Annotated in this window: 24 protein-coding genes; 17 read left to right on the forward strand and 7 right to left on the reverse strand. The window is 39.0% G+C overall.

From position 1 onward, the window contains the following. Window positions 1-42: 42 nt before the first annotated feature. On the forward strand, window positions 43-258 hold the full coding sequence (locus AC5SLP_RS00750; RefSeq protein WP_495253223.1) for a cold-shock protein: 216 nt from the start codon (window positions 43-45) through the stop codon (window positions 256-258). Here AC5SLP_RS00750 and AC5SLP_RS00755 read toward each other — a convergent pair. The 3 genes from AC5SLP_RS00755 to AC5SLP_RS00765 are packed head-to-tail and all read right to left on the reverse strand — an operon-like array spanning window position 253 to window position 3,036. After that, entirely contained in the window at window positions 253-1,425 is a 1,173-nt protein-coding gene (locus tag AC5SLP_RS00755) for a sensor histidine kinase (RefSeq protein ID WP_495253224.1), read from the reverse strand. The two genes, AC5SLP_RS00750 and AC5SLP_RS00755, sit on opposite strands and share 6 nt — an antisense overlap. Continuing rightward, window positions 1,406-2,074: a response regulator transcription factor gene (locus AC5SLP_RS00760; protein WP_495253225.1), complete on the reverse strand. Its 669-nt coding sequence runs from the start codon at window positions 2,072-2,074 to the stop codon at window positions 1,406-1,408. The genes AC5SLP_RS00755 and AC5SLP_RS00760 overlap by 20 nt, the downstream gene beginning before the upstream one ends. Beyond that, window positions 2,071-3,036, reverse strand: a complete 966-nt coding sequence (locus AC5SLP_RS00765; protein WP_495253226.1) for a cache domain-containing protein — start codon at window positions 3,034-3,036, stop codon at window positions 2,071-2,073. Before AC5SLP_RS00765 ends, AC5SLP_RS00760 begins: the two co-directional genes overlap by 4 nt. Window positions 3,037-3,135: 99 nt before the next feature. On the opposite strand from AC5SLP_RS00765, the gene AC5SLP_RS00770 reads away from it, so the two are divergent. The 14 genes from AC5SLP_RS00770 to AC5SLP_RS00835 all read left to right on the forward strand — a co-directional run bounded on the left by AC5SLP_RS00770 (window position 3,136) and on the right by AC5SLP_RS00835 (window position 21,210). Then, window positions 3,136-4,131 carry a c-type cytochrome gene (locus AC5SLP_RS00770; protein WP_495253227.1) on the forward strand — a complete coding sequence of 332 codons (996 nt, stop codon included), beginning with the start codon at window positions 3,136-3,138 and terminating at the stop codon, window positions 4,129-4,131. 111 nt (window positions 4,132-4,242) lie between these two features. Beyond that, window positions 4,243-4,590, forward strand: coding sequence for a nitrous oxide-stimulated promoter family protein (locus tag AC5SLP_RS00775; protein ID WP_495253228.1), 348 nt, complete (start codon window positions 4,243-4,245; stop codon window positions 4,588-4,590). Next, the gene (gene mnmL, locus AC5SLP_RS00780) at window positions 4,590-6,260 is read left to right on the forward strand and encodes a tRNA modification radical SAM protein MnmL/YtqA (protein WP_495253229.1); all 1,671 of its coding nucleotides are present in this window, start codon (window positions 4,590-4,592) and stop codon (window positions 6,258-6,260) included. The genes AC5SLP_RS00775 and mnmL overlap by 1 nt, the downstream gene beginning before the upstream one ends. Window positions 6,261-6,345: 85 nt before the next feature. Then, window positions 6,346-8,637 (forward strand): thiosulfate reductase PhsA, encoded by a 2,292-nt coding sequence (gene phsA / locus AC5SLP_RS00785; RefSeq protein ID WP_495253230.1) that lies wholly within the window; start codon window positions 6,346-6,348, stop codon window positions 8,635-8,637. A gap of 15 nt (window positions 8,638-8,652) precedes the next feature. Continuing rightward, window positions 8,653-9,225: a 4Fe-4S dicluster domain-containing protein gene (locus AC5SLP_RS00790; RefSeq protein ID WP_495253231.1), complete on the forward strand. Its 573-nt coding sequence runs from the start codon at window positions 8,653-8,655 to the stop codon at window positions 9,223-9,225. Beyond that, window positions 9,222-10,175, forward strand: coding sequence for an NrfD/PsrC family molybdoenzyme membrane anchor subunit (gene nrfD, locus AC5SLP_RS00795; protein ID WP_495253232.1), 954 nt, complete (start codon window positions 9,222-9,224; stop codon window positions 10,173-10,175). The genes AC5SLP_RS00790 and nrfD (AC5SLP_RS00795) overlap by 4 nt, the downstream gene beginning before the upstream one ends. A gap of 153 nt (window positions 10,176-10,328) precedes the next feature. Next, window positions 10,329-11,741: a chloride channel protein gene (locus AC5SLP_RS00800; RefSeq protein WP_495253233.1), complete on the forward strand. Its 1,413-nt coding sequence runs from the start codon at window positions 10,329-10,331 to the stop codon at window positions 11,739-11,741. A gap of 130 nt (window positions 11,742-11,871) precedes the next feature. After that, the gene (locus AC5SLP_RS00805; protein ID WP_495253234.1) at window positions 11,872-14,673 is read left to right on the forward strand and encodes an EAL domain-containing protein; all 2,802 of its coding nucleotides are present in this window, start codon (window positions 11,872-11,874) and stop codon (window positions 14,671-14,673) included. Between the two features lie 20 nt (window positions 14,674-14,693). Further along, on the forward strand, window positions 14,694-16,979 hold the full coding sequence (gene phsA, locus AC5SLP_RS00810; RefSeq protein ID WP_495253235.1) for a thiosulfate reductase PhsA: 2,286 nt from the start codon (window positions 14,694-14,696) through the stop codon (window positions 16,977-16,979). A gap of 6 nt (window positions 16,980-16,985) precedes the next feature. Further along, entirely contained in the window at window positions 16,986-17,552 is a 567-nt protein-coding gene (locus AC5SLP_RS00815) for a 4Fe-4S dicluster domain-containing protein (protein ID WP_495253236.1), read from the forward strand. Next, on the forward strand, window positions 17,549-18,517 hold the full coding sequence (gene nrfD, locus AC5SLP_RS00820) for an NrfD/PsrC family molybdoenzyme membrane anchor subunit (RefSeq protein ID WP_495253237.1): 969 nt from the start codon (window positions 17,549-17,551) through the stop codon (window positions 18,515-18,517). The genes AC5SLP_RS00815 and nrfD (AC5SLP_RS00820) overlap by 4 nt, the downstream gene beginning before the upstream one ends. Before the next feature lie 8 nt (window positions 18,518-18,525). Further along, window positions 18,526-19,194, forward strand: coding sequence for a response regulator transcription factor (locus AC5SLP_RS00825; protein WP_495253238.1), 669 nt, complete (start codon window positions 18,526-18,528; stop codon window positions 19,192-19,194). Continuing rightward, a complete protein-coding gene (locus AC5SLP_RS00830; RefSeq protein WP_495253239.1) occupies window positions 19,181-20,365 on the forward strand; it encodes a sensor histidine kinase in 1,185 nt (394 codons plus the stop codon). The genes AC5SLP_RS00825 and AC5SLP_RS00830 overlap by 14 nt, the downstream gene beginning before the upstream one ends. Continuing rightward, window positions 20,362-21,210: a cache domain-containing protein gene (locus AC5SLP_RS00835; protein ID WP_495253240.1), complete on the forward strand. Its 849-nt coding sequence runs from the start codon at window positions 20,362-20,364 to the stop codon at window positions 21,208-21,210. Before AC5SLP_RS00830 ends, AC5SLP_RS00835 begins: the two co-directional genes overlap by 4 nt. Here AC5SLP_RS00835 and AC5SLP_RS00840 read toward each other — a convergent pair. Next, on the reverse strand, window positions 21,200-22,465 hold the full coding sequence (locus AC5SLP_RS00840) for a coproporphyrinogen III oxidase family protein (protein ID WP_495253241.1): 1,266 nt from the start codon (window positions 22,463-22,465) through the stop codon (window positions 21,200-21,202). The genes AC5SLP_RS00835 and AC5SLP_RS00840 overlap by 11 nt on opposite strands. 182 nt (window positions 22,466-22,647) lie before the next feature. Between AC5SLP_RS00840 and AC5SLP_RS00845 the strand changes: the two genes are divergently transcribed. Both AC5SLP_RS00845 and AC5SLP_RS00850 read left to right on the forward strand, forming a co-directional pair. After that, a complete protein-coding gene (locus AC5SLP_RS00845) occupies window positions 22,648-23,283 on the forward strand; it encodes a hypothetical protein (protein WP_495253242.1) in 636 nt (211 codons plus the stop codon). Between the two features lie 17 nt (window positions 23,284-23,300). Continuing rightward, window positions 23,301-23,744 (forward strand): hypothetical protein, encoded by a 444-nt coding sequence (locus AC5SLP_RS00850; RefSeq protein ID WP_495253243.1) that lies wholly within the window; start codon window positions 23,301-23,303, stop codon window positions 23,742-23,744. Here AC5SLP_RS00850 and AC5SLP_RS00855 read toward each other — a convergent pair. The 3 genes from AC5SLP_RS00855 to exbB are packed head-to-tail and all read right to left on the reverse strand — an operon-like array spanning window position 23,741 to window position 25,225. After that, complete coding sequence (locus AC5SLP_RS00855; RefSeq protein WP_495253244.1) at window positions 23,741-24,424, reverse strand: TonB family protein; 684 nt, start codon at window positions 24,422-24,424, stop codon at window positions 23,741-23,743. The genes AC5SLP_RS00850 and AC5SLP_RS00855 overlap by 4 nt on opposite strands. After that, window positions 24,421-24,798, reverse strand: a complete 378-nt coding sequence (locus AC5SLP_RS00860; RefSeq protein ID WP_495253245.1) for an ExbD/TolR family protein — start codon at window positions 24,796-24,798, stop codon at window positions 24,421-24,423. Before AC5SLP_RS00860 ends, AC5SLP_RS00855 begins: the two co-directional genes overlap by 4 nt. Further along, window positions 24,779-25,225 (reverse strand): TonB-system energizer ExbB, encoded by a 447-nt coding sequence (exbB, locus tag AC5SLP_RS00865; protein ID WP_495253246.1) that lies wholly within the window; start codon window positions 25,223-25,225, stop codon window positions 24,779-24,781. The genes AC5SLP_RS00860 and exbB overlap by 20 nt, the downstream gene beginning before the upstream one ends. Window positions 25,226-25,255: the final 30 nt, after the last annotated feature.

Consider the following 25,255-nt stretch of genomic DNA (forward strand, 5'->3'; position numbering starts at 1 on the left):
ACCACTACCGTAATGGGGTGTATTTTCAAAAAGGAGCTTAGAATGGCTTTATTAGAGGGAACCGTTAAATGGTTTAACAACGAAAAAGGTTTTGGTTTTATCCAACCAAATGATGGCAGCAAAGATGTATTCGTACACTTTCGCCAAGTAAATAGATCAGGATATGGTCGTGTATCTTTGGCAGAAGGCCAAAAAGTAACATATGAACTTGGTGAAGGTCCAAAAGGCCCACAAGCTGAGAACGTTACAGCACTATAATGTTTCGTAGGGGAGATTTTTCTCCTCTGCAAATGTATAAATAAACTCACTGCCTTCCTCTTCTTTTGAATTCACTTCAATTTTAATTCCATACTTATCACAGATACTTTTGACAATACTCAGACCAATACCAAATCCACCTTTAAAAATATCGCCTCTGTAATGACGTTCAAAAATTTTATCAACCTCTTTAATGCCCACTCCTTGATCTTTAATACTTAGCAAAATGGCATCGTGCTGATGCATCAGCGTAATTTCGATGATACTTTGAGGGTGAGAATACTTAATAGCATTAGTAAGGTTATTATCGACAATGCGCTGTAACTCAATGCGGTTCATGGTGATAAACAGATCAGGTTCGATATAGCGCATCATCGTGATTCCTTTAGACGAGCTCAGAGATTCAAAATAGCGAATGCGATCTTCTAAAAAAAATGAAAAATCAAGACTTTCTTGCGTGTAGGTGATGGTTTTGTTTTTGATGAGGTATTCTAAATCATCGTAAAGTGTTGAAAGCGTCGAAAGGGCAGCCAGAGAACGGTTGAGTCGTTTGTCTTTGTATTTTGTGCTTAGCCCTTCGATATTGAGTTGCATGATGCCCAATGGGGTTTTAAGCTCGTGCATCACATCGGTAAAAAAATTATTCATGCGTGTGGATGTTTCGATGTAAGGTTTTAAAAGCATTTTGATGAGGATATAGGAGATAATAAACATTCCTGCTAGAACAATGCCGATAATCACTAAAATATCGAAAATCACTTGTGAGTAGGAGAGTTTTTTTTGTACGATCAAATAGCTGACATGTAAAGGATTTTCTCTTAAGGCTTGTTTGTAAAAGAGCGAATGGTCATTTTTATAAAAGAAGGCATCGTCAAAAGAGGGGATTGGTTCTTGAATCAAAGAAAAAACGACACGGTTCGAGGCATCAAGCAAAGCGGACTTATACAAAATTGAGCGAGGAAAAAGAAACGTTTTTTGCATGGGTGAAATGTCGTGAATAATTTTTTCGATTTCATTGGCATACAAACGAAGCTCTCTTTCTTGATTAAATTGTGCCAAGCGCAATGAGGCTGAAATATAATTGAGCGTTGGAAACGAGACAACGAGTAAGGTTAAGAATGTTAAAATTAGGGCAAAAACAAGAGCGTTATGGGTGGCATTTTTCAATTTTGTATCCTATTCCTTTTGCCGTAATAATGAAATCTTTATCGGTTTTGTCTCGGAGTTTTTTGATGAGCATACGAATGTCATTATCGCCCACGGTCTTCCCATCCCAAACGTATTCGTGAATGAGCTCGGTGGAAATAAAATTGCCGCGGTTCTTAACCAATAAAAAAAGCAATTTACTTTCAAATGCACTAAGAAGGATTTGCATCTCTTCAAACCACAATGAATGGTCGCTCAGACGGTAGGTAAAGCCTTGTGAGAGTTTTATGTTTTCAAGTGTCGTTTTTAGATGATAAGCATTGAGGGTTTGCGAAACACGGTATTGCAACTCTTTGAGCGAAAAAGGTTTTCGGATGTAGTCGTTACAGCCAAGCTCATAACCAAGGCTTAAATTGTTAATGTCCGTCAATGACGTAATAAAAATAATCGGTAAATCGAGTTTGGCTTTACGAATTTGTTTTAGAATTTCATATCCATCGATATGCGGCACGCGAATATCCAACAGTGCCAGATGGTATTGGTTTTCAAACAGCGCGTCTAAGGCTTTTTGCCCATCTTCAAATGCATCGACGACATATCCCATCTCTTCTAAAGAGTCTTGAATACTCTCTTTATAGGTGTAATCGTCTTCTAGGAGTAAAATTTTCATCGAATCATAATCTCCTGTTGCGGTTGATGCGATGAAGGCATTAATGTTTTAATGTGTGTACCTTGTGGTGGGGGAACAAGTGTGGCGCGAAGTAACAAGGACTCTTTGAGTAGAGCCTCATCGAACCAAACACCAATGTAACCTATCTGTTTCGATTCGATGTCAAACAATGGCATAAAACCGAACAATGTGCCATTTTCTCTCGCAAACCCTTGCGAAAGAATTTCGGGAGTGACGACATTTTGGAGCATATTGGCGCATTTGGCAACACAGCTACTATTGACGACAACAAAATGGTTGATTTGTTCATACTCTTTCATCCACGAACCAATGTCTAAAAATTGGTCGTTCATTAACACAACGAAATTAATTTTTTTATCTTTAAGGTTTTGTGCAATGTCGTCAAAACCAGTAATGACTTCTAATGAACCGATAAAATCATTCTTATCAAATATAGGGGCTAATGCCTTAATATTGAGGCGCTTTCCCAGTTCAATAGCAACTAAAGGAACTTTGGTTTGGTGTAAAAGAGCAATCCCTTTACGCCACGATGCCAATTCGTTGCCGTAACTCGCAAAATCCCAACTTCTGACCCAAGCATTTCCCTCGCGTGTGTGAAATTGTGCTTCAAGATGCTCCATTTGCAGGTACTGTTTGGTTTTTTTTATTTCTTGTTGTACGATTTCAAAAAGGATATGTCGGTTTTGCGTACGATACGCCTCTTTAATAGCTTCGTTTTGTGAGAGCATCAAGGCGACGCTGAGTGCAAGTTGTTTTTCGTGGGAAATGAGCTCTTGCGTCAGATTTAAGACACTTTCAACGCTATTTTGGGCATCTTCGATATAAAGATTGCTGTTTGCTTTATAAATCAGAAAGCCTAAAGTGAGCATCGAGAGAACAAATAAACCGAAGAGAAGTGCAAAGATGCGAACGGATTTGATAGTAACTCCTTTTCGTAACATCACACGCATTATATCTAAAAATATTTCTCCCAGAATTGACGTTAAATTGACGATGAAAGATTATGATTACAGCATAATAAATTTCTAAGGAGGAAATCGATGAAAAAGATGTCTTTAGTGTTGGCAGCAACATTTCTAACATATGCAAGCGGGCTTTTTGCATTTGATGTAGGGGAACTTGCTAAGCGAAGTAACCAAGGATTTAAGCCAGTTGTAGTGAAAGATTGGCAAGCACCTGATGAAAAAACAATTCCCAATAATATGTTTGGTGATTATGTACGCTATGGTAAGTCATTGGTTTCTGAAACGTACAAATACATTGGACCTGAAGTAGCGGATAAAAAAATGCGTTATGCAGGCAATAATCTCGCCTGTAATAGTTGTCACTTAGATGCAGGTACGAAAAAATACTCTGCAGGCTTTATGGGTGTTTTTGCAAACTTCCCACAATATCGCCCACGTGAAAATGCGATTGGTACGATTGAAGAGCGTATTAATGGATGTATGCAACGTAGCATGAATGGTAAGCCATTGCCTGAAAACTCTAAAGAGATGAAAGCAATGGTTGCGTATATGTACTGGTTGGGTCAAGGTGTTCCTGTGGGGGCTAAAGTAGAAGGCACTTCATTAATGAAAGTCAATCGTAAAATCATTATGAGTCGCGCTGCTGATCCAATTGCGGGTGAAAAAGTCTATAAAGAGTTTTGTGCCTCATGCCATGGTGACAACGGTCAAGGTGTTAAACGTGACGGTAAAGCCAATGGCTATGAATTCCCACCACTATGGGGAAAAGATACGTACAATACAGGGGCTGGTATGTTTAGAGTCATTAAAGCAGCCGATTGGATTATCGCCAATATGCCTCTTGGCGCAACCAGCGATGCGAAAATCTTAAGCGATGATCAAGCGTATGATGTAGCCGCATATATCAATGATTATGATAAAGTTCGCCCAATCAAAGCGAATAAAGAAAAAGATTTTCCAGACCTTATTGTCAAAGCGGCTGACAGCGATGTTGGACCATACAATGATGACAAAAATCGCCATCAACACAAATTTGGACCATACAAAGGTATCATTATTCCTGCCAAATAAGGACATTTACTAAGAAGTGGCAGATAAAAATTTGCCACTTCTTTTACATGTAAAACTCTTTATTTATACTTTTTTTCTATAATAGGCCTATCAAACATGTAAAGAGTTCTTATGACACCTGAAAAATTACACACCGATAGCCAAACGCTCCATAAGTTTATTCAGCTTAATTGTTCTAAAAAACACCACGATGTTTCTAAAAAAGAGGGTGTCTTTGAAGTGAGTTTTCAAGAAACAGCTTTATGTGAACTACCCTACCATCTTTGTGAAGAGTGCGAAACACTTCTTTTTTATTCGTATGGAAGACTCAAAAATTGTCCGCATGATGATAAACCAAGCTGTCGCAAATGCCCTAATCCGTGTTACGATAAACCGATGTGGAAAAAGATGGCAAAAGTGATGATGTATAGCGGTATGCAGCTAGGACTCACGAAAATTCGCAAATTTTTCACCAAATAATGCTACCGTACCTCACGCATAAAGCATACATGAAAGAGCGCTATGGGGAAGCTCTTTTTAGTATCCCTGTCAATCTTGAATTTGGCTGCCCAAATCGCAACAGTGAAGGGCAAGGTGGTTGTTCTTTTTGCCCAGAGCATGGTGCGCGCGCCGCACAAATAGCAGATGCTAAGAGTGTGGAAGAGCAGATACAAAAAGCACTCTTTTTTGCCAAAAGGCGTTATAACGCTCAAGCGTTTGCTTTATACATTCAAGCCTACACTGGAACGTTCGCTTCTTTACTCACACAAAAAGAGACTTATGCAAAACTCTTAAGCCTTTATCCTTTTAAGGCATTGCATATTGGAACGCGTCCTGATTGCTTAAGTGAAGCGACGTTAGCGTATCTGAGTGAATTAAATCAGCACATTGATGTTGTCATTGAATTAGGCGTACAAAGTTTGCATGATGCAAGTTTAGAACGTATCAACCGCGGACATGATGCGGCTTGTTCTCTTAACGCCATTGAACGGTTGCATGCCAAAGGCTTAAAGGTTTATGCACATCTTATTATTGGATTGCCAGATGAAACACCTGCATTGTGGAAGCAAAGTCTTCAAGGTGTGATTGATGCGAAAATCGATGGGATAAAATTTCACAATTTACATGTAATTTCAGGTACCGACTTGGCGCGTGAATATGCGATAAAACCGTTTCATCTTTTAAGCGAGTATGAATATGCAGAAGCCTTGATAGAACTTCTCCGTTATGTTCCTTCTTCCATTCCTATCATTCGACTTGCCACCGATACACCTGAACATGAATTGATTGCACCTAAATGGCATATGGCAAAAGGGCAATTTGGCGAATATGTACTACATTCCATGCGGTACAGAGGCATTTATCAAGGAGATAAGGTAGAAACTAAAAAGATGCATGATGCACCTACGCCTCAAGCAATCGTTTTAGAAGACGGTAGTGTGACGTTATGGAACGCGTTGTACCGTGATTATTATCACCCAAAAGCGGGAGCATATCGTCAAGCGAAAGAACTCTTTATTGAAAAATCGGGTCTAAAAAAACGCCTTGAAACAGGTGATGTGACTCTTTTAGAGATAGGTTTTGGGATGGGATATAACACATATCACAGTGTCAAACTTGCCAATGAGTATGCGAAACATCATTTACATGTAAAAGCAATCGACCAAGATTTTATGCTCTTACATGCGAGCCAGAAGCTCTTGCAAGATACTTTACATGTAAAAATGCTTCAAAGCCTTTGTGAGACGAAAACCTATCAGAGTGAGTTTGCTTGGGTAACATTAGTGATAGCCGAAGCGCGCTATGCACTGCGTCAGTTGCATGAAACTTTTGATGTGATATTTTTAGACCCGTTTCTTGAGAGCAACAACGCTTCATTGGTTACATTGGAATTTTTTCAAACACTGCGTACACTTTTAAAGCCCAAGGGCGTTTTAGTAGCTTCAACGTCACTCCTTGCCGTTCAAAGTGCTTTAAACCTTGCTGGCTTTGAAATAACGCTAGCCAATGACGATACGAGCGATATCAAAGGATTAGTGGCTACCATTTCTTCGTCGGCGCCAAAAGAGATTGGGAAGCCTTATCGTGATATATACGGTGTATATAACGATAAGACAATTGAAACACTTCATCAAAAATCGTCAAACTAAACTGCAAATTAATCTAAATATTTACATAAAATTTACATACGTTTTCTAAGATACTCGCATAGAAATCTTAGAAAAAGGATGAAAGATGACTCAAATGCTTAGCAGAAGGGGCTTTTTAAAACTCTCTTCAACTGCTGCGGCTATTGCTGGATTTTCTAGCATCCCTGGAACCTTAGGGGCCATGGATGAAAGTAAAAAGCAATACAAAGGCAACACGAAGTTTACACCGAGCATTTGCGAAATGTGTACCAGTTCGTGTACCATTGAAGCACGTGTGGAAGATGGAAAAGGTGTGTTTATCAGAGGTAATCCAGCCGATAAAAGTCGTGGTGGTAAAGTATGCGCAAGAGGAAGCTCAGGTTTCAATCAATTGTATGATCCACAACGTTTAGTCAAGCCGATTATGCGTGTAGGTGAGCGTGGTGAAGGAAAGTGGAAAGAGGTCAGTTGGGACGAAGCATACACTTTCATTGCTACAAAATTGGGTGAAATCAAACAAAAATACGGCGCACATACGGTTGCTTTTACGGCGCGTAGTGGTTGGAATAAAACATGGTTTCACAATTTAGCGCAAGCGTATGGTTCAAACAACATCTTTGGACACGAAGCAACCTGTCCATTAGCGTATGACTTAGCCATGGATGATGTGTTTGAAAATGGCGTCACACGTGATTTTGCCAAAGCAAAATACATCATTAACCCAAGCCATAACGTTTTTGAAGGTATTGTTATCTCTTATGCCCGTCAATACATGGATGCAATGGCTCATGGTGCGAAAGTTGTCTCTCTTGACCCACGTTTTTCAACCATGGCAGCTAAAGCGACAGAGTGGCATCCGATTAAACCGGGTCACGATTTAGCGTTTGTTCTTGGTTTTATGCATGTTTTAATTAACGACAACCTTTATAATAAAAAATTTGTTGAAAAACATTGTGAAGGTTTTGAAGAGTTAAAAGCCAGTATCGCTTCATATACTCCTGAGAAAATGGCCGTTGAATGTGATATTTCCGCTGATGTGATTAAACGTATGGCACATGAGTTTGCCAAAGCGGCCCCTAAAGCGATTTTTGATTTTTGCCACAGGGTAGCGCTAACACCACAAGAACTTGAACTTCGCCGTGCGATTATGATGTGTAACGTTTTAGTCGGAGCAATCGAGCAAGAAGGTGGTTATTACTTCAATAAAAATGCAGGTTTTTACAATAAATTTATCGGTGAGGGTGATCCAAAAGCCCCAACCCTTAAAAAACCAAAAATTCCAGCTTATCCGAAAGTTGATGTGCCAAGGATTGATCGTATCGGCGAAAAAGACAGCGAATTTTTCTTAGTCAAAAAAGGTCAAGGTGTCGTTACGTTGATTCCACATGCGGCATTGAACGAATTACCAGGCGTACCTTATAAACTCCACGGTTGGTTTATTGCCCGTAACAATCCAGTGATGACACAATCGAATATGGAACATGTCATTAAAGCGATTAAAGCGATGGATTTGGTTGTGGTTGTGGATATTCAAGTTTCTGATACTGCATGGTTTGCAGATATTGTCCTTCCTGATACAACGTATCTTGAGAGAGACGAGGAGTTTACCGCAGGTGGCAGTAAAAATCCAAGTTACGGTGTTGGACGTCAAAAAGTGGTTGAACCAATTGGCGAGTCACGCCCAGGTTGGAGAATCGCAAAAGAGTTAGCCGCTAAAATGGGATTGGAAGCGTATTTCCCTTACAAAGATATCGAAGATTATCGTTTACAACAAGTGGGAGATAATCTAGATTTACTTGCAAAACTCAAAGCTACCGGTAGTGCTAGTTTTGGTGTACCGCTATTGTTACAAGATAAAAAAAGCGTTGCGGCATTTGTCAAAAAATTCCCAAGTGCGGCCAGTAAAGTTAATGATGAGGGCTTGTTTGATTTCCCACATAAAATTAAACTCTTTAGCCCAGAACTCGAAGCCGTTTCTAAAAAAGGTGGCTTAAGTTATGAGTCGTTTAAATACAAAGAAGCAGATGAACTCTATTTTATCAATGGAAAATCTGCTGTTCGTACGAACGGTCATAACGGTAACAATGCATGGCTTAACAATCTTTTAGATGATGCAGCAGTCTGGATTCATCCAAAAACGGCAGAACGTCTTGGCATTAAAAACGGTGATAACATTGAAGTCTATAATAAATACAGCACTCAAAAAGGCAAAGCCCTTGTCACCAAAGGTGTGAGAGAAGATACGGTGTTTGCATACTTTGGATTTGGGCATGTGAGTAAAGCTCTCAAACGTGCTTATGGCAAAGGTGTACATAGTAATGCGCTTTATTCACCGCATGTGTCAGCTAACTGCGGTATGAATCTGCATGTTATTGGCGTCAAAGTCAAAAAAGCGTAAGGGGAGGGAAAAACCATGTCAAAAAAATATGCAATGATCCACGATAACAACTTGTGCATCGGCTGTCAAGCGTGCAATGTTGCGTGCAGGTCTGAAAATAAAATACCAGAATCCGTTTACCGCTTACAAGTATGGGTCAAACAAGAAGAGTATCCTAACGGAAGTTTAGGGTATGAATATCACCGTCAGTCATGTGTGCATTGTGAAAATACGCCTTGTGTGAGTGTCTGTCCTACACAAGCATCGTATGTGAATGACGATGGTATCGTTTTAGTTGATAACAACTTATGTGTCGGCTGTTTATACTGTGTTGCGGCATGTCCTTATCAAGCACGTTACGTTCATCCTGTCACCAAAGCACCTGATAAATGTACATTTTGTCATGAATCGCGCTTAGGTAGAGGTGAAGAACCAGCTTGTGTCACCGTATGTCCAACAGACGCATTGGTTTTTGGCGATTTAAACGATCCAAAAAGTAAAATCAATCAAGTGCTCTCAGAGCGACCAACGTATCGTCCAAAAGAGAGACTTGGAACGAATCCAAAAATGTTTATTGTACCTAACCATAAAGGGGGGATCAAATCATGAATCAAATATGGGGCTCAATGGAGCAATATAACACAGTCGTATGGCATTGGCCAATAGCGGTCTATCTGTTCCTTGCAGGATTATCTGCAGGTGCTATCATTTCGGCAATTGTGATTAAATGGATGAAAGGAAACGAAGTCACGCCATGGGATGGAATCATTAAAGCAGGTGCTATTTTAGCGCCGGTTACCATCGGTGCGGGTTTGCTCTTATTAATTACAGATTTAACTCGTCCGCTTGTTTTTTGGAGATTGTTGATTCATTATAACTTTGGCTCTGTTATGACCATAGGTGTTTTGGCGTTGTTCGCGTATTTCCCTGTTGTCTTACTCTTCTTACTCGGTGTGTTTAAAAAAGAGTTAATCGACGAAGGGCCGTTTAAATTTTTGAGTGTTTTTGCCAATATTGCCTTGGATTATGCGAAAGCTTTAGAAGTGATTACACTCATTTTAGCAGTGGGCGTGGGAGCGTATACAGGGTTCTTACTTTCAGCAATGAACAGTTTTCCACTTCTAAATACACCTGTTTTACCAGCGCTTTTCTTGGCTTCTGGTGTCTCAGCGGGTATTTCTGCCAACTTAGTAGTTGGGCTTTTATTTTTCAATAGCAGTGTCAAAGGCGAGAACATCAGTTACTTGCATGGGCTTGATGTGAAAGTCATTTTTGCGGAACTTTTCTTCTTATTCATCCTCTTCGTAGGCATGATGTACCAAGGCGGTGTAACAGCCCATGTTGCAAAAGAAGCTCTCAGTAGTGGTGGGTTAGCAAGCCTTCTATGGATTGGCGTTGTGGGGTTGGGTTTAGTCCTTCCTGTCGGACTCAATTTTGCATTACCGCACGGTGTCAAACACTCACAAGGCTTTGTGATTTTTAATGCGCTTATGGTACTTATTGGCGTATTAGCACTGCGTTATTATATGCTTTATGCTGGACAAACATTCGTCAGTTAAAAGGCTGCCTAAGAGTCTTTGAAAAAAGACTCTTAGGTTTTCTCACCAATTGTTAAATTTTTTTGTTAAAATATGCGCAATATAGGGATTTTGTAATAGCCATTTAAGAGAAAAGGGTTATAATAAAAACCAGCTTAAATCGAAAGAACAAGAATGCGAAAACATATTGCAGAACAGATGATTATCTTCTTTAGTGTCTCTAAATGGTTGGTGCTCTCATCCAGTGTGGGAATTATCATTGGGTGTTTAATCTCAGGGTTTATCAAAATTTTATTCTATGCTGAACAAAGTCGTTCAGACTTGCCCTTTGCTTATTATTTTACACTGCCATTAGGATTGATGCTAACCATTTGGATTGTTCGAACATTTGATAAAAGCGCAACAGGACATGGAACGGAAAAAGTCATTGAGGCTGTTCATAAAAATGAAGGGCTTATTAACGTTAAAGTCATTCCTGTCAAACTGGTTGCAACGGTTTTGACCATCTTTTCAGGTGGTTCTGTGGGAAAAGAAGGTCCTGGTGCACAAATTGGTGCGGGAGCAGCTTCTTTTATCGCTACATTGCTTCGTTTCTCAAAAGAAGATCGTAAAAAACTTGTTATTTGCGGTATTAGCGCGGGATTTGCTTCGGTGTTTGGAACACCAATCGCAGGAGCCATCTTTGGAATTGAAGTGCTTATTATCGGCGTTATTATGTACGATGTTTTACTACCTTCCTTTATTGCTGGGTTTGCGGCATTTACAACCGCTCAGTTTTTAGGCGTGAAGTATGTGTATTATGACATCAATTTTTACCGCACGCTGAATTTAGATTTGGTTTTAATTGGGCAAGTGGTTATCGCGGGAATTTTCTTTGGTATCGTCTCCGATAGCTTTATTACCATTGTCAATAAAATAGAAACGTGGATTAAACACGTTCCCTACAACCGCTATCTTAAAGCCTTTGTTGGCGGTATGATTATGATTGCTTTTTCATTGATACTTACGCCTAAATATTTAGGTTTGGGACTTAATACCATTAGCAGTGCCCTTGACCCTGTGGCCTATGGCTCACAAAGTATTCATTGGTATGACTTTATCATGAAGACGCTTTTCACCTCTATTACGCTTGGCGTTGGAGGCAGTGGTGGTGTGATTACGCCTATCTTTTTCGTAGGAGCAACCAGCGGCGTAACTTTTGGACATATGATGGGTGAGCATGTCGCTCTTTTTGCTGCTCTTGGTTTTGTGAGTGTTCTTGCAGGAACCACGAATTCGCCGATAGCGTCGATTATTATGGCGGTAGAACTTTTTGGGGTACACATGGCCAATTATGCGGCTTTAAGTGTTGTGATTGCCTTTTTGATTACAGGACACCGAAGTGTCTTCCAGTCGCAAAAACTAGCGCTCAAAAAAGCGGAAAAAATCAATATTGGAGAGGGTGCCGATATTGAACACACGCCAATTAGTGTCAATATGGAAGATATTGAGCGCATTAAACGCATTCGTAGTAGGTTGCGCTATCGTCGTTTAAAGTGGCAAGTCAAAAATGCGCGCGATGATGTCAATAAAACCTTAGAACCATAAAAGAGCATTACGCGTTATCCTTACATCCATAACACTGTAAAAATGAGCTTGATAAAATCGTTTATGGTATGAAAAGCCTTTTAATGTATTTACATGTAAAAAAGATCAAATCGATAGCAAGGCATAGGTCGTGAAGCTATTTAACTATTTGTATGAGAGCCAAAAAGGGCTTGAAACGTTTGTTCAAGAGACGTTTACATGTAAAGAACATATGCTTATTCAACTCTTTTGTGGTGAGATTAATCCGAATAAAATTCAAACGATTCTTGATTACCTTCACCACACCTTACCCAATAGTGTCATCATCGGCTCAACAACCGCGGGCGAAATTTATCAAAGCCATATCCAGCATCAAAGCATTGTTCTCTCTTTTTGTGTTCTTGAAAAAAGCCAAGCACACGTCTATTATTTCCCTGTGGTAGATGCCAAAAGTGGTAAAAGCGTTGCTCATGAAATTGTTAAAAAAAATACAAAAGTGTGTATTGCTTTTGCAGAGGCATTGCGTGGAGGTGATAGCGAATCGTTTTTAAAAGCGTTTAATACCGTTGCGCCACATTTGATTGTCGCTGGGGGAAACGCGGGAGATGATTTTACGTTTACTAAGACATTGATTATTCACGGGAACTCCATTGAAAATGAAGGTATTGTCATCGCAACGATTCAAAGTAACGTATTACAGGTCCACCACGATTATTCTTTTGGGTGGACGCAAATTGGCAAAGAAATGCGTGTGAGTAAATGCGACAACAATACGATTTATGCGCTAGATGGGGTGCCGATCATTGATGTCTATAAGCACTATTTTGGCGAAGAAATTTTGCAAAACTTACCCACCAGTACGATTGCGTTTCCGTTGGTAAATGTGTGTGATTATACCGAAGTGTGCCGTTCGATGATTGCGGTCAATCCCGACCATTCATTTGTCTTTGCAGGGCATTTTCAAGAAGGGGATAAAGTGCGTTTTGCCATTGGCAATATCGAAGAGATTATGCAAACGGCAAACACACTGCAACGCACAGTCCATCGCTATGTTCCCGAAGCTGTTTTTATCTATTCGTGCAGTGTTAGAAATCTCTTTCTCAAAGAGCATTTGCAGTATGAATTTAAACTGTTAGAGGAAATCGCACCTACTGTTGGCTTTTTTACCTATGGAGAATTTTTTCACTCTAATGCGCAAAATCACTTGCTCAATGTCACAACGACTACACTCTGCTTAAGTGAATCTTTGCAAGAGCCGAAACAACTGACGATACTGCCTCATCCCGTGCATACGTCCGTTTTAAAATCACTTACCCATCTTGTCAATACGACACAAGATGAGTTAGATGAAAGTATCAATTTTTTAAATCAATACAAAATCGCAATGGATCAAAGTGCCATTTTTTCAAAAATGGATAAAGACGGAACCATCACGTATGTCAATGATGCATTTTGTACGATTACGGGATACCCACGCGAAGAGATTATCGGTTCAAAGCACAGCATGTTTAGAGCACTAGATGTGGATACTCAAACCTATATGGCTGTTTGGAAAAGCCTTCATGCGAACAAGATTTGGCGAGGCATCTTACCTTATAGGAACAAGAGCGGTGAAAAGTTCTACATCAAAAGCATGGTGATGCCTCTTTTTGATGAAGAGGGCGCTTTACTCGAATATATTTCCAGTAGTATGGATATTACAGAGGTCATTTTAAAAGACAAAATTATACAAGAACAGTGGTTAGATGAACTAACAGGTTTAGGAAACCGTCAAGCCCTTTTTCATGAAATTCGCCTTGATAATAGAGAAAAGCTTTTAGTTCTGATCAATTTAGTGGGGTTTTCGGAGATTAATGACTATTTGGGTTACGATGTTGGTGATGAATTGTTAAAACAAATCGGAGCGTTGTTGTCGCACAGTTTTGATGAAAACCATCAAGTTGCATTTCGCATCAACGGGGATGAATTTGCGTTGTTATTGAAAGAAAACGATACTGCTTGGAAAAAATTGGTCTATGAAAAAGTCCAACGTATTATCCAGTATCTTGAGAAGTATATTTTTAATATTAAAGGTTATGAAGTTGCCGTGCGGTTTAATGTCGGGGTGGCACAAGGATGTTTAGATGATATTTACATGCAATCACACGTAGCGCTTAAAGAGGCAAAAAGAAGCAATCAAATCATGGTCTCTTATGACGATACAGAAGCGCTCAAAACACAAACGGAACATAATATTCAGATTATTCAAAAAATTAAGCAAGCGATTGAAAATGATCGCATTATTCCTTTTTTCCAAGGCATTTATAATAATAAGCTTCAAAAAATCACTAAATATGAAGTATTGATGCGTTTACAAGAGGAAGACGGCAGTTATCTTGCGCCTTATTACTTTTTAGAACAGGCCAAAAAGACACGTTTGTATGAAAAACTCACCAAAATTATCATCATGAAATCATTTGCATATTTTCAAGACAAGCCTTATGATTTTTCGATTAACCTCACCAAAGGTGATATTCTCTCTAATTCCGTCAAAGAGTGCTTGTATGAAAATATTCGAAAATACCAATGCGGACATCGCGTGATTTTAGAAATTGTAGAATCAGAAGGCATTGAAAATTTTGAGGAGATTGCAGCGTTTATCAAAGAGGTAAAACGTTTAGGCTGTAAAATCGCTATTGATGATTTTGGAACAGGGTATTCTAATTTTGCGTATCTTGCGCAATTATTGGTTGATTTTATCAAGATAGATGGTTCCCTCATCAAAGAGATTGATACCAATCGTACAACGTCTATGACCGTCGAGACAATTATCTCGTTTGCACATAAAATGAATTACGAAATTGTTGCAGAATTTGTTGATAAACCAAGCGTTCAAAAAAAACTTGAACGATTGCATGTGGATTTTTCACAAGGCTATCTTTTTAGTAAGCCAAGTGCCAGTATAGAGCATTAATGTTTTCAAAAGGTCATACAATGGCATGTAGCCAAGAGCGAAGAGAGTTTTTAAAACAAAGCGCTGTTGTTGCAGGTGCATCATTTTTTATTCCTGGTAGCCTTGGCGCTTTGGAGAATTTTACTTTGCCTTTAGAAGATAAATTTGTACGTTCTATCTGCGAAATGTGCAGTAGTAGGTGTCCCATTGAAGTGCGTGTGGTCAATGGTAAACCCGTTTGGTTACAAGGCAATGCCTACGCGAAAGAGATAGGCAGTAGTTTGTGTGCACGAGGTGTGGCAGGTGTATCACAACTGTATGATAAAGACAGGCTTGTCACACCATTGATTCGCGTTGGAAAACGCGGCGAAAATAAGTGGCGCGAAGCCAGTTATGATGAAGCACAAGAGCTTATTGCTACTAAATTGAATGAACTGAAAAAACGTTATGGCGCACAGAGTGTTATTTTTTCTTCTAAAACGGGAATGCATTATAATTTCTTACGTTCTTTTGCGGCGAACTTTGGTTCACCCAATGTTTTTTCGCATTGGAGCTCTTGCCCTATTGCCATTGAAAGTGCTTTTGAACACACTTTTGGGGAAAAATTACACCGCGATTTTGAAAATACCAACTACATTGTCAATTTTGGTCATAATCTTTTTGAAGGGTTGGATATAGCGCTTACAAAATCCATGGCACAGTTTGCGGCAAATACTTCCAAAAAGCTTGTCGTGTTTGACCCGCGTTTTTCACTGATTGCGTCCAAAGCCAATGAGTGGTATCCCATTAAACCGGGCAGTGATTTGGCATTTGTGTTAAGCCTCATTCATATATGGCTTCGCGATGGAAAATACAATAAACCTTTTGTTGAGCGCTATTGTATAGGATTAGATGCTCTTAAAAAATCAACCAAAGAGACAACACCGCAGTGGCAACAGCCCTATACGGGCATTGACGCACACGTGGTAGAACGCATTGCCGATGAGTTGTACCGTGCCGCTCCAAAATGCCTATTAGATTGGGGGCATAAGGCAACCACTTCACCTGCGGAGTATCAACGTTCACGCTCAATTATTATCGCTAATGTTTTAATGGGCAATGTTGAAAAAGAGGGTGGTATCTATTTTGCTAAAACTCCTACACGTATTAATACGCTTGTACACGAGAACATTATTCCTCTTTTAAATGACCCTTTCCCAACTCCTTCATTATCCATCCCGCGTGTTGATGGTGCAGGGGAAGAAGGAGACAATGCTCTTGTCTTTAAAAAACACGGTGTTTTAACCGCCATACCAGAGGCTATCTTAACAAAAAAACCGTATGCTATTCACGGATGGTTTATTTCTCGTCATAATCCTCTTGTGACGGTGGCTAATCCTAAAAAGATGAAAGAAGCTATGGAGACGTTAGATTTTATTGTGGTCAATGATATCTATGTCAGTGATACAGCGATGATGGCTGATGTTATCTTGCCTGAAGCAACGTATCTAGAACGGGACGAAGGCATTTCGCTTTATGCTTCCTCTACGCCCTCATATGCAATGCGTAATCGCGCCGTTGCTCCTATTAATAATACGCAAAGTAGTTTTGAGATTTTACGAAACTTGGCTGAACGTATGGGGTTTGGCAAAGTGTATGCGTGGAAAACAATGACACAATTAAGAGCGTATCAAGCAAAAGGTAATGGAGAATTTTTAGAAAATTTACTCAAACGCGGTTACGTTTCGTATGAAATTCCTTCGTTATTTGCACTTGAAACAGCATCGGTAGAGCGTTTTTGTGAGCGTTATTCTCGCTCAAAAACATTTGTGGATGAAAAAGGAGTCATGAGTTTCATGCTAGAGCATCTAAAAACACCTTCGGGTAAAATTGAATTGTTCAGCGAAACAGTAGAATCTCACTTTAAAGGATTTGGTGTTCCAAGTAAAATGGATATGAACGTCAATGCTCAATTTCCTTACACACTCATTAGCGGAAAAAGTGCTATTCATACAAACGGACATACGCATAATGTGCCCTATTTACACATGCTAATGCCTGATAATCCAGTCTGGATGCATCCTAGTACGGCACAAAAACACGGTTTAAAACAAGGCGATGCGTGTTATTTACAAAATCATATTTCCAAAGAAAAAGTCCATGTATTTATCACAGAAGGGATTCGCCCAGATACCTTATTCGCGTATATGGGATTTGGAAGAGAAGCTCCTTTAATGCATCGTGCGCATCACATTGGGCTCAACCCTTCCATGTTACTCTCTTTAAAGAATGCTCCCATTTGTGGTGCCATGATCACCAATACGGGTGTATCGATTGTGAAAGCGTAGAATCCGATGTCAAAAAAATACCGTTTGATTTATGATGAAAACCTGTGTATCGGATGTCAAGCATGCAGTGTGGCGTGTCGTTTGGAAAACAATGTTCCTGATGATTTGTTTCGGTTACAAGTTCATGTGGCAACCAAAGGCATTTTCCCCAATCTTGGCATGCAGTTTGAAAGGCTTTCGTGTATGATGTGCGAAAATCCACCTTGTGTGAAGGTTTGTCCAACCAATGCCTCTTTTCAGAGTAAAGATGGCTTAGTACACATCAATGAAAAAGTGTGCATTACATGTAAATATTGTATTTTGGCGTGTCCTTACCATGCACGTTTTGTAAACCCCCTTAAAAACGTCGTAGAAAAGTGTACGTTTTGTTATGAAAATAGGGTTTCTAAAGAGCTATTGCCCGCGTGTGTCAGTATTTGCGCCACTGAGGCATTAAGCTTTGGCGATATGAAGCAAACGCATTCTGATGTGTATCAAAAATCACTGCAAGAGGTGCTGGTTTTTCCAAAAGAGCATTTAGGAACAAAGCCTAAAGTGGCGTTTGTGCCCAACCGAAAAGGGATAAAAGCATGAGTCCAATGTGGGGAAGTGTTGAGCAGTATAGTGCCATTCATTGGTCGTGGGCTGTTGCAGTATATCTTTTTTTAGCAGGGCTTAGTTCGGGTTCTATCATTGTCGCCTTATTGGTGAAATGGAACAGGCATGAACGTAGTAACTCTTCTATTTGGGATGCCATGATTAAATCAGGCGTTGTCGTGGCTCCCATTTCAATTATTTTGGGGCTTTTACTTCTTGTGGCAGACTTAGGAAGACCTCTCTCCTTTTATTGGCTCTTAATACGTTACAATCCAAGTTCGGTGATGAGTTTGGGCGTACTTTTTTTATTTATTTATACCCCTATCGTTTTAGTGTTTACATTACTGGTTTTTGAGAGAAGCCTTTTAAAATATGCATGGCTTGCACCGCTTGAGGGGCTAATTGGATGGGTAAAAGGGCTTCATTCTTATGCAAAAATGATTGAATATTTTTTATTAATCGCAGCGTTATGCATTGGTTCTTACACTGGATTTTTACTCTCGGCATTGTATGCCATTCCTTTGTGGAATAGCCCCGTACTGCCTATTTTATTTTTAACTTCCAGTGTCTCATCGGGTATTGCTGTGAATATTTTAATTGGACTTTTGTTTTTTAAAAGCACACTCAATGAAGAGAGCATTAAGTATCTTTTAGTGCTCGACTTACGGGTTATTTTGACAGAACTTCCTTTGCTAGGTATCTTTTTTATTGGACTCTTTTACGCAGGCGGTGATGCGCCTATGGCGGCTAAAGCAGCACTGAGTAGCGGTGGGTTAGCGCTTATTTTTTGGGGTGGCGTCATTGGACTAGGACTGCTACTACCTCTCGTAACGGTTATTTTGGCACTTAGGAACCATATTTACCGGGTTGTTTATATTATTACCAATGCAGCGGTAGTTCTTTTAGGGGTATTAATGCTACGCTATTATATTATTTATGCGGGTCAGATTTATTTAGGATAAGGAAAGGTATGAAAATTTTATTGTTGGAAGATGATTACAACTATAATGAAAGTATCAAAGAGTATTTAGAGCTCTTGGGATACGAAGTCGATGCCTTTTTTGATGGAGAGAGTGCGCTGGATGCTATTATGCAAAAGTGTTATTATCTTTTTTTATTGGATGTCAAAGTACCCAAACTCAATGGACACGAACTCATCAAGTATATTAAAGAGGCCAATATTACAACGCCGATTATTATCACTACATCATTGGTGGATATTGATAATATTGCCATTGGGTATGAGCTTGGTTGTAATGATTATTTGAAAAAGCCTTTTGAGCTGAAAGAGTTAGAACTTCGTGTCAAAGAGTTGATTAAAAAGCATTATCAAACGTCCATGGAAGGTGCATTTAAACTCAGTTGCGGCTGTTTGTTTAATTTTGAAACGGGCGAACTCAAAAAGGCAGATGAAAACATCATCTTAACCTCCAAAGAGCAAGAATTGGTACGATTCTTGATACGCCGTAAAAATACATTTTGCGATATTGAGATGATTCGTGAGAATGTTTGGGAAGGCAAAGAGATTAGTTATGCCGATATTAGAATGTACATACGAAAAATAAGACTCAAAGTAGGCGAAGAGGATTTTATCAAATCTTCACGCGGACTCGGGTATAAAATCGATGTTATCGCTTAATCCTCTTCGTTCTGTTTTAGCCTATACCCTAATTGTCATGGCACTGTTTTGCGTGCCAAGTTATTTTGCGATTCAAAGTACGATTACCGAAGAGAAGTATAAAGCCTCCCAAGAGCTTTTTGAATGGGTCGATGCTCATGAAAAAAGTATTTTTTCCAAAGAAGAGTTTGATATTCCTCGCAGTGTGAGGTTTCACCTTAATATCTATGATAATCAGCATACCCTTTTATACGAAGGAATTGAACATCATTTAGAAAAACTCTATTTTAAAGTCTTGGTGGTTTATCCTTATTTGTATTATCAAAAAGAGGTTAAGACAAGCGATAGCCGTCTTTTTTATATTGTGGTACAAGTAAGACTCAATTACGCAAAAATTATTTTTGTGACAACAATGCTGTTTTTTATTGTCCTTTTTTTGGTCTATTTGATGAGTAATGTTTTTGTCAATTCAAGCATCTATCCTTATAAAAAAATGCAACGATATATGAATGATTTTTTTAATGATTCAATGCATGAGCTCAAAACACCACTGGGGGTTATCAACATCAATGTGGAACTGCTTTCTCATTATGTGACCTCTTCTAAACATCTTCAACGCATTAAAGCTGCTACTAAACAGATGCAAATGACGTATGAAGATGTGGAGTATTATATCAAGCATAACAAAGTGATGTATGCTAAAGAGCCTATCAATCTTTCAGAATATTTAGGATTGCGGGTCTCATTTTTTGAGGATATTGCGATTTCAAAAGCCATTACGCTTCAATCCCATATTGAAGAGAATATGCAAATATATGTGAACAAAGTGGAATTACAACGTATTATTGACAATACGCTCTCTAATGCGATTAAGTACTCTTATTTTCAAGGCATTGTGGAAATATCGCTTCAGCAAAAAGATGAGAGTAGCTGCGTATTGAGTTTTATCGATCATGGACAAGGTATTAAAGATTTGTATAAAGTATTTGAACGGTTTGAACGAGAAGATGGAGTTCAAGGAGGATTTGGTTTGGGGTTAAATATTGTGCAAAATATTTGCAATAAAAATGATATTGATATTGACATAGAGTCGTATGAAGATAAAGGGTCACGGTTTACGTATATTTTCAAATTGGATAAGAAAAAGCTTTTGGATAACGTTGAAAATGACCACGAAGAAGGTGTGCAATGAAAGAGAGACGTTTTTTCTTTAGTGCAGTCATCATGCTCTCTTTTGGACTTATTATTCTGTTTTTGTACAATAAATCAATCTCATTTGAAGAAGAAGAAACTCTTAAAAAACAGATGGATGCGTTATTGCTAACGTTGCACAATAAAATCGAAGAGACGACGCGTGTTTCGCTTGCTAGTTCGGTTATTTTAGCCAAAAGCCCTTATGTGGTTGATTGTTTGGGAAAACAAGATCGGGCATTGTGCGTGGATTATCTTTTAAGTATCAAAAACGCGATGGCACTCGCCAATGTTTTTGAAAATGCACGGTTGCACTTGCATACAAAAGAGTTTAAAAGTTTTATGCGTTTGTGGGATTATCATAATCAGAGCAATGATGACTTAAGCGGTTTTCGTCATGCCCTCGAAAAAGTAAAAAGCACCAAACATCCAATTAAAGGGATTGAGATAGGTCGCCATGGAATGTTTATGCGTGCAATTTCGCCTGTGTTCGATAAAGAGACGTACCTTGGTACGATTGAAACGGTTGTTGATTTTAAAGCACTGAGTACCTATTTTGAAAAAGACGGGGTTGTGTTGTATGTTTTGATGAAAAATGAATACCGCACAATAGCCAATGCTGTTCAATATGACCCGAAGCTGATGTTGGATAATTATACGATTATCAACCAGAAGATGAATGGACTTCATTTTATCAAAGAGGTTAATTTTCAAGGTACGGGGTATCTTAAGCGAGGGGATCAGTATGTCTTGTACACACCTATTATTGATATTAACGGCGAGCACATTGGGTTTTTTGTCTTGACATGGAGCGAGAGCCTCTCCTTAGCCTCTTTTAAAGGCTAAGGTGCTTTCGCGCTTCATTACGAATACGGTCCATTCCCATATAAAACTCTTTCATTAACACTAAAAAGAGATAATCGCCAAATTCTGTGGTGGTGATTTTCTCTGTATGCTCTTCTATGGCTTTGGCAAAACGCAATAACATCAACTCTTTGCCTAACGCGCTTTCGATAGGCGTATTAAACATTGTTTCAAAGTGTTTTTTAGACAAACTTCCATTAAATAAATCAACCATTAAACGATAGTACATCTGGCTATTCGCAGGAAATGTTCGTTGCTTAATGACTGCTGTTCGCTTCTCTTGAATTAAAGAGTCATAACTATCGAGCGCAAAATCGTTGAGGTAAAGGGTGTCTTTGAGAAAACTAAATGAACCCGAACCCACACCGACATACTCTTCGTGGTCGATAATATACTCATCAATAATGATGTTGTGTTCTTTAGAAAATGACCAACCGTGACGTGATGGGTATCTCTCTTTGAGGCTCTCTTTGATAAGAGAAAAAAAGTTAAATTCATTGGTCATACTAAATTCGCCCAAGCTTTTTTTCACACTGTTTTTGACTAACGAAGAGGTCATGAGTGGATAGACGCTGGTTTGTTCAGGCGATAATTGTTTTAACAGCTCTAAATCACGAATTAACCCTGCCTCTTTTTGGGTTGGAAAATTGAAAATCAAATCAACACTGGTGATAGGAAGGAGTCCAATCATCGAGGCAATTTTCTCATATACCACTTCACTTGAGCCAAATTTTTCATAACGACCTAGTTTTTTGAGCAGAGTATCGTCAAACGTTTGCACTCCAATGGAGAGTCTATCGACGAGTCCTTTGAGTTTTTCAATGGTTTGCGGCTGAATATGGTTGGGGTCTGTCTCGCATGAAACATGCTCAATTTTGAAGTGTTTTTTAACCAATTCTATGGTTTTGATAAGCTCTTCTTCATCTATTAAAGGCGTACCGCCTCCAATGACCAGATAATCAAACGAATAGCCCAATGCTTTTACATGTAAAATCTCTTCGCGTAAGCGTTTAAAATAAATCGTTGCCGCCTCTTTGGTGTAGGTAAATTTATTGAAAGAGCAATAAGGACAAAACATGGAGCAAAAAGGCACATGAATATAAAGTAAATAAGGCTTTGCCTCTGGAGGGGGAGGCAAGCCTAAGGAGGGGTCTGTAACATTGAGATAGTGTTTCGTATAGTGGTGCATAAAATAACTTGCAGCGCTTGTGATAATTTTTGATTGTTGATAGCGCATCATTAACCTTTCTTTATATATATCTTATTTTAAAATTATAAAAAATAAATGTAATTTTTATGTAAATATTTGGTAACTCGAAAATTATACACATCAAATGTGAGAAAATGAGGGGGATTCTTCACAATCAATCCACTTTTATGGATAATAATGCTTTAATTCCAAAATAAAGGGAGTATAGCATGAAATTAAAACAAAGCATGATGACTTTTTTAACACTGAGTACACTTTTTACATCATCAGCACTTATTGCCTCGGATTTTGATTGGATGGTAAGCTTAAATCTTCGTTCGCATTCTGATCCTTACAGTTATCGCTACGGGTTAATAGACCGTTTTGGATACAGAGAATCTGAAGTCATTTATATTTTAGACAGCGTGAGGGAACCTGCGGATGCGTATATGATTTTTCGCTTAGCTGAACTATCCAATCGCCCACCAGAGTATATTTTGGGCTTATATCGTGAGCGACGCTTTGTGTATTGGGATGATTACGCATTTTTTCTGGGAATTCGGGATAGGCCATCCTATCGAGAACTTCATTATCATCATGATATTGTCTATCGTAAAAAACCACAAGTACGTTATGAAGAGCATCATTATGTAGAGCCACACCATAAAGTGTATCCGGAAAAGCATGTGATCGTTGAACCAAGGCAAGAACAACAACATACTCAAAGCCATACGGTTACTCAAAAACAACCGTATCCACCATCACAGCCAGATAATAGAAACGTCTCCCCAAACACGAAACGGTATGACCAAAAACACGACTCACACAGAGACGATAGAGACAATAATGATAGAGACAGACATTAAAAATTGAAGGAGCGCGCATGCGAAAGAAGTTAATAGTAATGATGATGGTTTTAAGTGGGTCCTTATTAATCGGTGCCGATTTTGATTGGATGGCAACGTTAAACCTTCGTTCAAATATAGACCCACAAACGTATCAATCCCGTCTGGTGTCACGTTTTAATACGCCTCAAGCGCAGTTAGATGTGATTTTCAAAAGTGTTGCTGCACCTGCAGATGCTTACATGATTTTACGTTTGTCTGAGATGTCTCATAAATCACCCAATTTTGTTCTCAAAGAGTATCAACGCTCGCATGGACAAGGTTGGGGTGTGATGGCTAAAAACTTAGGAATTAAACCAGGTTCCAATGATTTTAAAGCATTAAAAAATGGTCATGATTTACGTGATTTTGATGACAAAGACATTAAACATCACGATAACGACAAAAAGCCAGAGAAAGAACACGGGAAAAAATCACATTAAAGCAATGAATACTTTAATGTGATTTGAAATGTCATATTCGAGGTGAAAAGAGTCTCGTCAGATGTGTAGGGAAAGCTTTGATAAATAGCTTTTTCTGTCGCTTTAGAAAAGATATTTTTTCCCTCTAGGATGACACAAGAGATGAGTTCTCCTTTAGGCGATATCGTAAATTCGACCAGTACATCCCCTTCTATTTGCCCTTTTTGCGCTGCTTTGGGGTAAATTTTGTGCGCATTAATGCGCTTGATTAATGCTTCTAAATACGCTTTTTGTTTTACATGTAAAGGCTCTTCGCTCACCGATGTAGCCGTATTCTCTTCTTTATGAGATATTTCCTCTGACGCGACGATTGACTCGGTTTTTGAAACTTCGTCTAAACTTTGGTTGAGAGGTTCTTTTGGCACAACACGTTTTGGAACACTACTCTCTTTTATACGCGGCTTTTTTGGGTGAACTTCTGGCTGAGGTTTCAAAGGCTCCACCTTTTTTTCAAGCTCTTTAACAGAATTCACTGTCTGAGGAACTTCTTTTTTAAGTGGTGCATAAAGTGTCATGGCCATGAAAGAAGGTGCGGTGCTTTTTTGTGGTACAAAGCAGTGCGTGTGTTGGTAGAAAAATGCACATCCTATCAAAGCATAAACACTACAAGAGAGAATGAAAGCGGTGCCATAACGTCTCATTCTTTTGCCATAATCCCAATATGCTCATAGTGATGCTGTTTCAGCAGGTCTAAAAAAAAGACAAAATGCTCAAAGGCAATCTGTTTATCGACATTGATAAGAATAGGCAATGTTGGCTCAAAGTGTGAAAGTTCTGCTTCAATTTCTGATTTTTCAATAGCTTTATCGTTAAAATAAAATTGATTGTGTGCATCAATTGTGACAATAAGCTCCTCTTTGGGCGTAAAAGGTTGCGCAGATTTTGCTTGGCTTAAATCCACCGGTATAATTCCCTTCGCCACAAAAGAGGCTGTGGTCAAAACAATCACAAGCAGAACAAGCATAATGTCGATAAAAGGCACGACATTGATGGTTTCAAAGCGATGTATTTTCATGCGCGTGTATGTCCCAAAGCATTAAAATTTTCTCAATTTTTCGCACCAAATGGTTATAGAAAAAAATTGCAGGAATGGCTACGACTAGACCCATTGCCGTCGCTTTGAGGGCAAGTGCCAGTGAAGACATAATAATCTTTACATCAATCTGTCCGCTTTGTCCCATCGTATAAAACGTGATAATAATGCCACAGACTGTTCCTAAAAGCCCAATGTATGGAGCATTTGAGCCAAATGTAGAGAGAATGTGGATGTGATTGCTCACATCCATTTCGAGTTTTTCTTTACACGAATACGCTTGAATGTTTAAAGAGCGGTAAAATAACAACCGCTCAATCCAAAAAAAGAGTGTGATAAAACTCATGATGCCTAATAAGCCAATCACACCGTAATCAACGATGTTTTGTAGTAAAGCAATGGGTATCATTGAAAACCTTTGAAAAAATAAACATGACTA

The sequence above is a fragment of the Sulfurospirillum sp. E15m genome (genome assembly GCF_059415145.1).

What these genes read in the sequence shown, in the direction of transcription:
- AC5SLP_RS00750 (WP_495253223.1), top strand. Translation starts at nt 43, where the DNA reads ATGGCTTTATTAGAGGGAACCGTTAAATGGTTTAACAACGAAAAAGGT.
- AC5SLP_RS00760 (WP_495253225.1), bottom strand. Translation starts at nt 2,074, where the DNA reads ATGAAAATTTTACTCCTAGAAGACGATTACACCTATAAAGAGAGTATT.
- AC5SLP_RS00765 (WP_495253226.1), bottom strand. Translation starts at nt 3,036, where the DNA reads ATGTTACGAAAAGGAGTTACTATCAAATCCGTTCGCATCTTTGCACTT.
- AC5SLP_RS00770 (WP_495253227.1), top strand. Translation starts at nt 3,136, where the DNA reads ATGAAAAAGATGTCTTTAGTGTTGGCAGCAACATTTCTAACATATGCA.
- AC5SLP_RS00775 (WP_495253228.1), top strand. Translation starts at nt 4,243, where the DNA reads ATGACACCTGAAAAATTACACACCGATAGCCAAACGCTCCATAAGTTT.
- mnmL (WP_495253229.1), top strand. Translation starts at nt 4,590, where the DNA reads ATGCTACCGTACCTCACGCATAAAGCATACATGAAAGAGCGCTATGGG.
- phsA (WP_495253230.1), top strand. Translation starts at nt 6,346, where the DNA reads ATGACTCAAATGCTTAGCAGAAGGGGCTTTTTAAAACTCTCTTCAACT.
- AC5SLP_RS00790 (WP_495253231.1), top strand. Translation starts at nt 8,653, where the DNA reads ATGTCAAAAAAATATGCAATGATCCACGATAACAACTTGTGCATCGGC.
- nrfD (WP_495253232.1), top strand. Translation starts at nt 9,222, where the DNA reads ATGAATCAAATATGGGGCTCAATGGAGCAATATAACACAGTCGTATGG.
- AC5SLP_RS00800 (WP_495253233.1), top strand. Translation starts at nt 10,329, where the DNA reads ATGCGAAAACATATTGCAGAACAGATGATTATCTTCTTTAGTGTCTCT.
- phsA (WP_495253235.1), top strand. Translation starts at nt 14,694, where the DNA reads ATGGCATGTAGCCAAGAGCGAAGAGAGTTTTTAAAACAAAGCGCTGTT.
- AC5SLP_RS00815 (WP_495253236.1), top strand. Translation starts at nt 16,986, where the DNA reads ATGTCAAAAAAATACCGTTTGATTTATGATGAAAACCTGTGTATCGGA.
- nrfD (WP_495253237.1), top strand. Translation starts at nt 17,549, where the DNA reads ATGAGTCCAATGTGGGGAAGTGTTGAGCAGTATAGTGCCATTCATTGG.
- AC5SLP_RS00825 (WP_495253238.1), top strand. Translation starts at nt 18,526, where the DNA reads ATGAAAATTTTATTGTTGGAAGATGATTACAACTATAATGAAAGTATC.
- AC5SLP_RS00830 (WP_495253239.1), top strand. Translation starts at nt 19,181, where the DNA reads ATGTTATCGCTTAATCCTCTTCGTTCTGTTTTAGCCTATACCCTAATT.
- AC5SLP_RS00835 (WP_495253240.1), top strand. Translation starts at nt 20,362, where the DNA reads ATGAAAGAGAGACGTTTTTTCTTTAGTGCAGTCATCATGCTCTCTTTT.
- AC5SLP_RS00840 (WP_495253241.1), bottom strand. Translation starts at nt 22,465, where the DNA reads ATGCGCTATCAACAATCAAAAATTATCACAAGCGCTGCAAGTTATTTT.
- AC5SLP_RS00845 (WP_495253242.1), top strand. Translation starts at nt 22,648, where the DNA reads ATGAAATTAAAACAAAGCATGATGACTTTTTTAACACTGAGTACACTT.
- AC5SLP_RS00850 (WP_495253243.1), top strand. Translation starts at nt 23,301, where the DNA reads ATGCGAAAGAAGTTAATAGTAATGATGATGGTTTTAAGTGGGTCCTTA.
- AC5SLP_RS00855 (WP_495253244.1), bottom strand. Translation starts at nt 24,424, where the DNA reads ATGAGACGTTATGGCACCGCTTTCATTCTCTCTTGTAGTGTTTATGCT.
- AC5SLP_RS00860 (WP_495253245.1), bottom strand. Translation starts at nt 24,798, where the DNA reads ATGAAAATACATCGCTTTGAAACCATCAATGTCGTGCCTTTTATCGAC.
- exbB (WP_495253246.1), bottom strand. Translation starts at nt 25,225, where the DNA reads ATGATACCCATTGCTTTACTACAAAACATCGTTGATTACGGTGTGATT.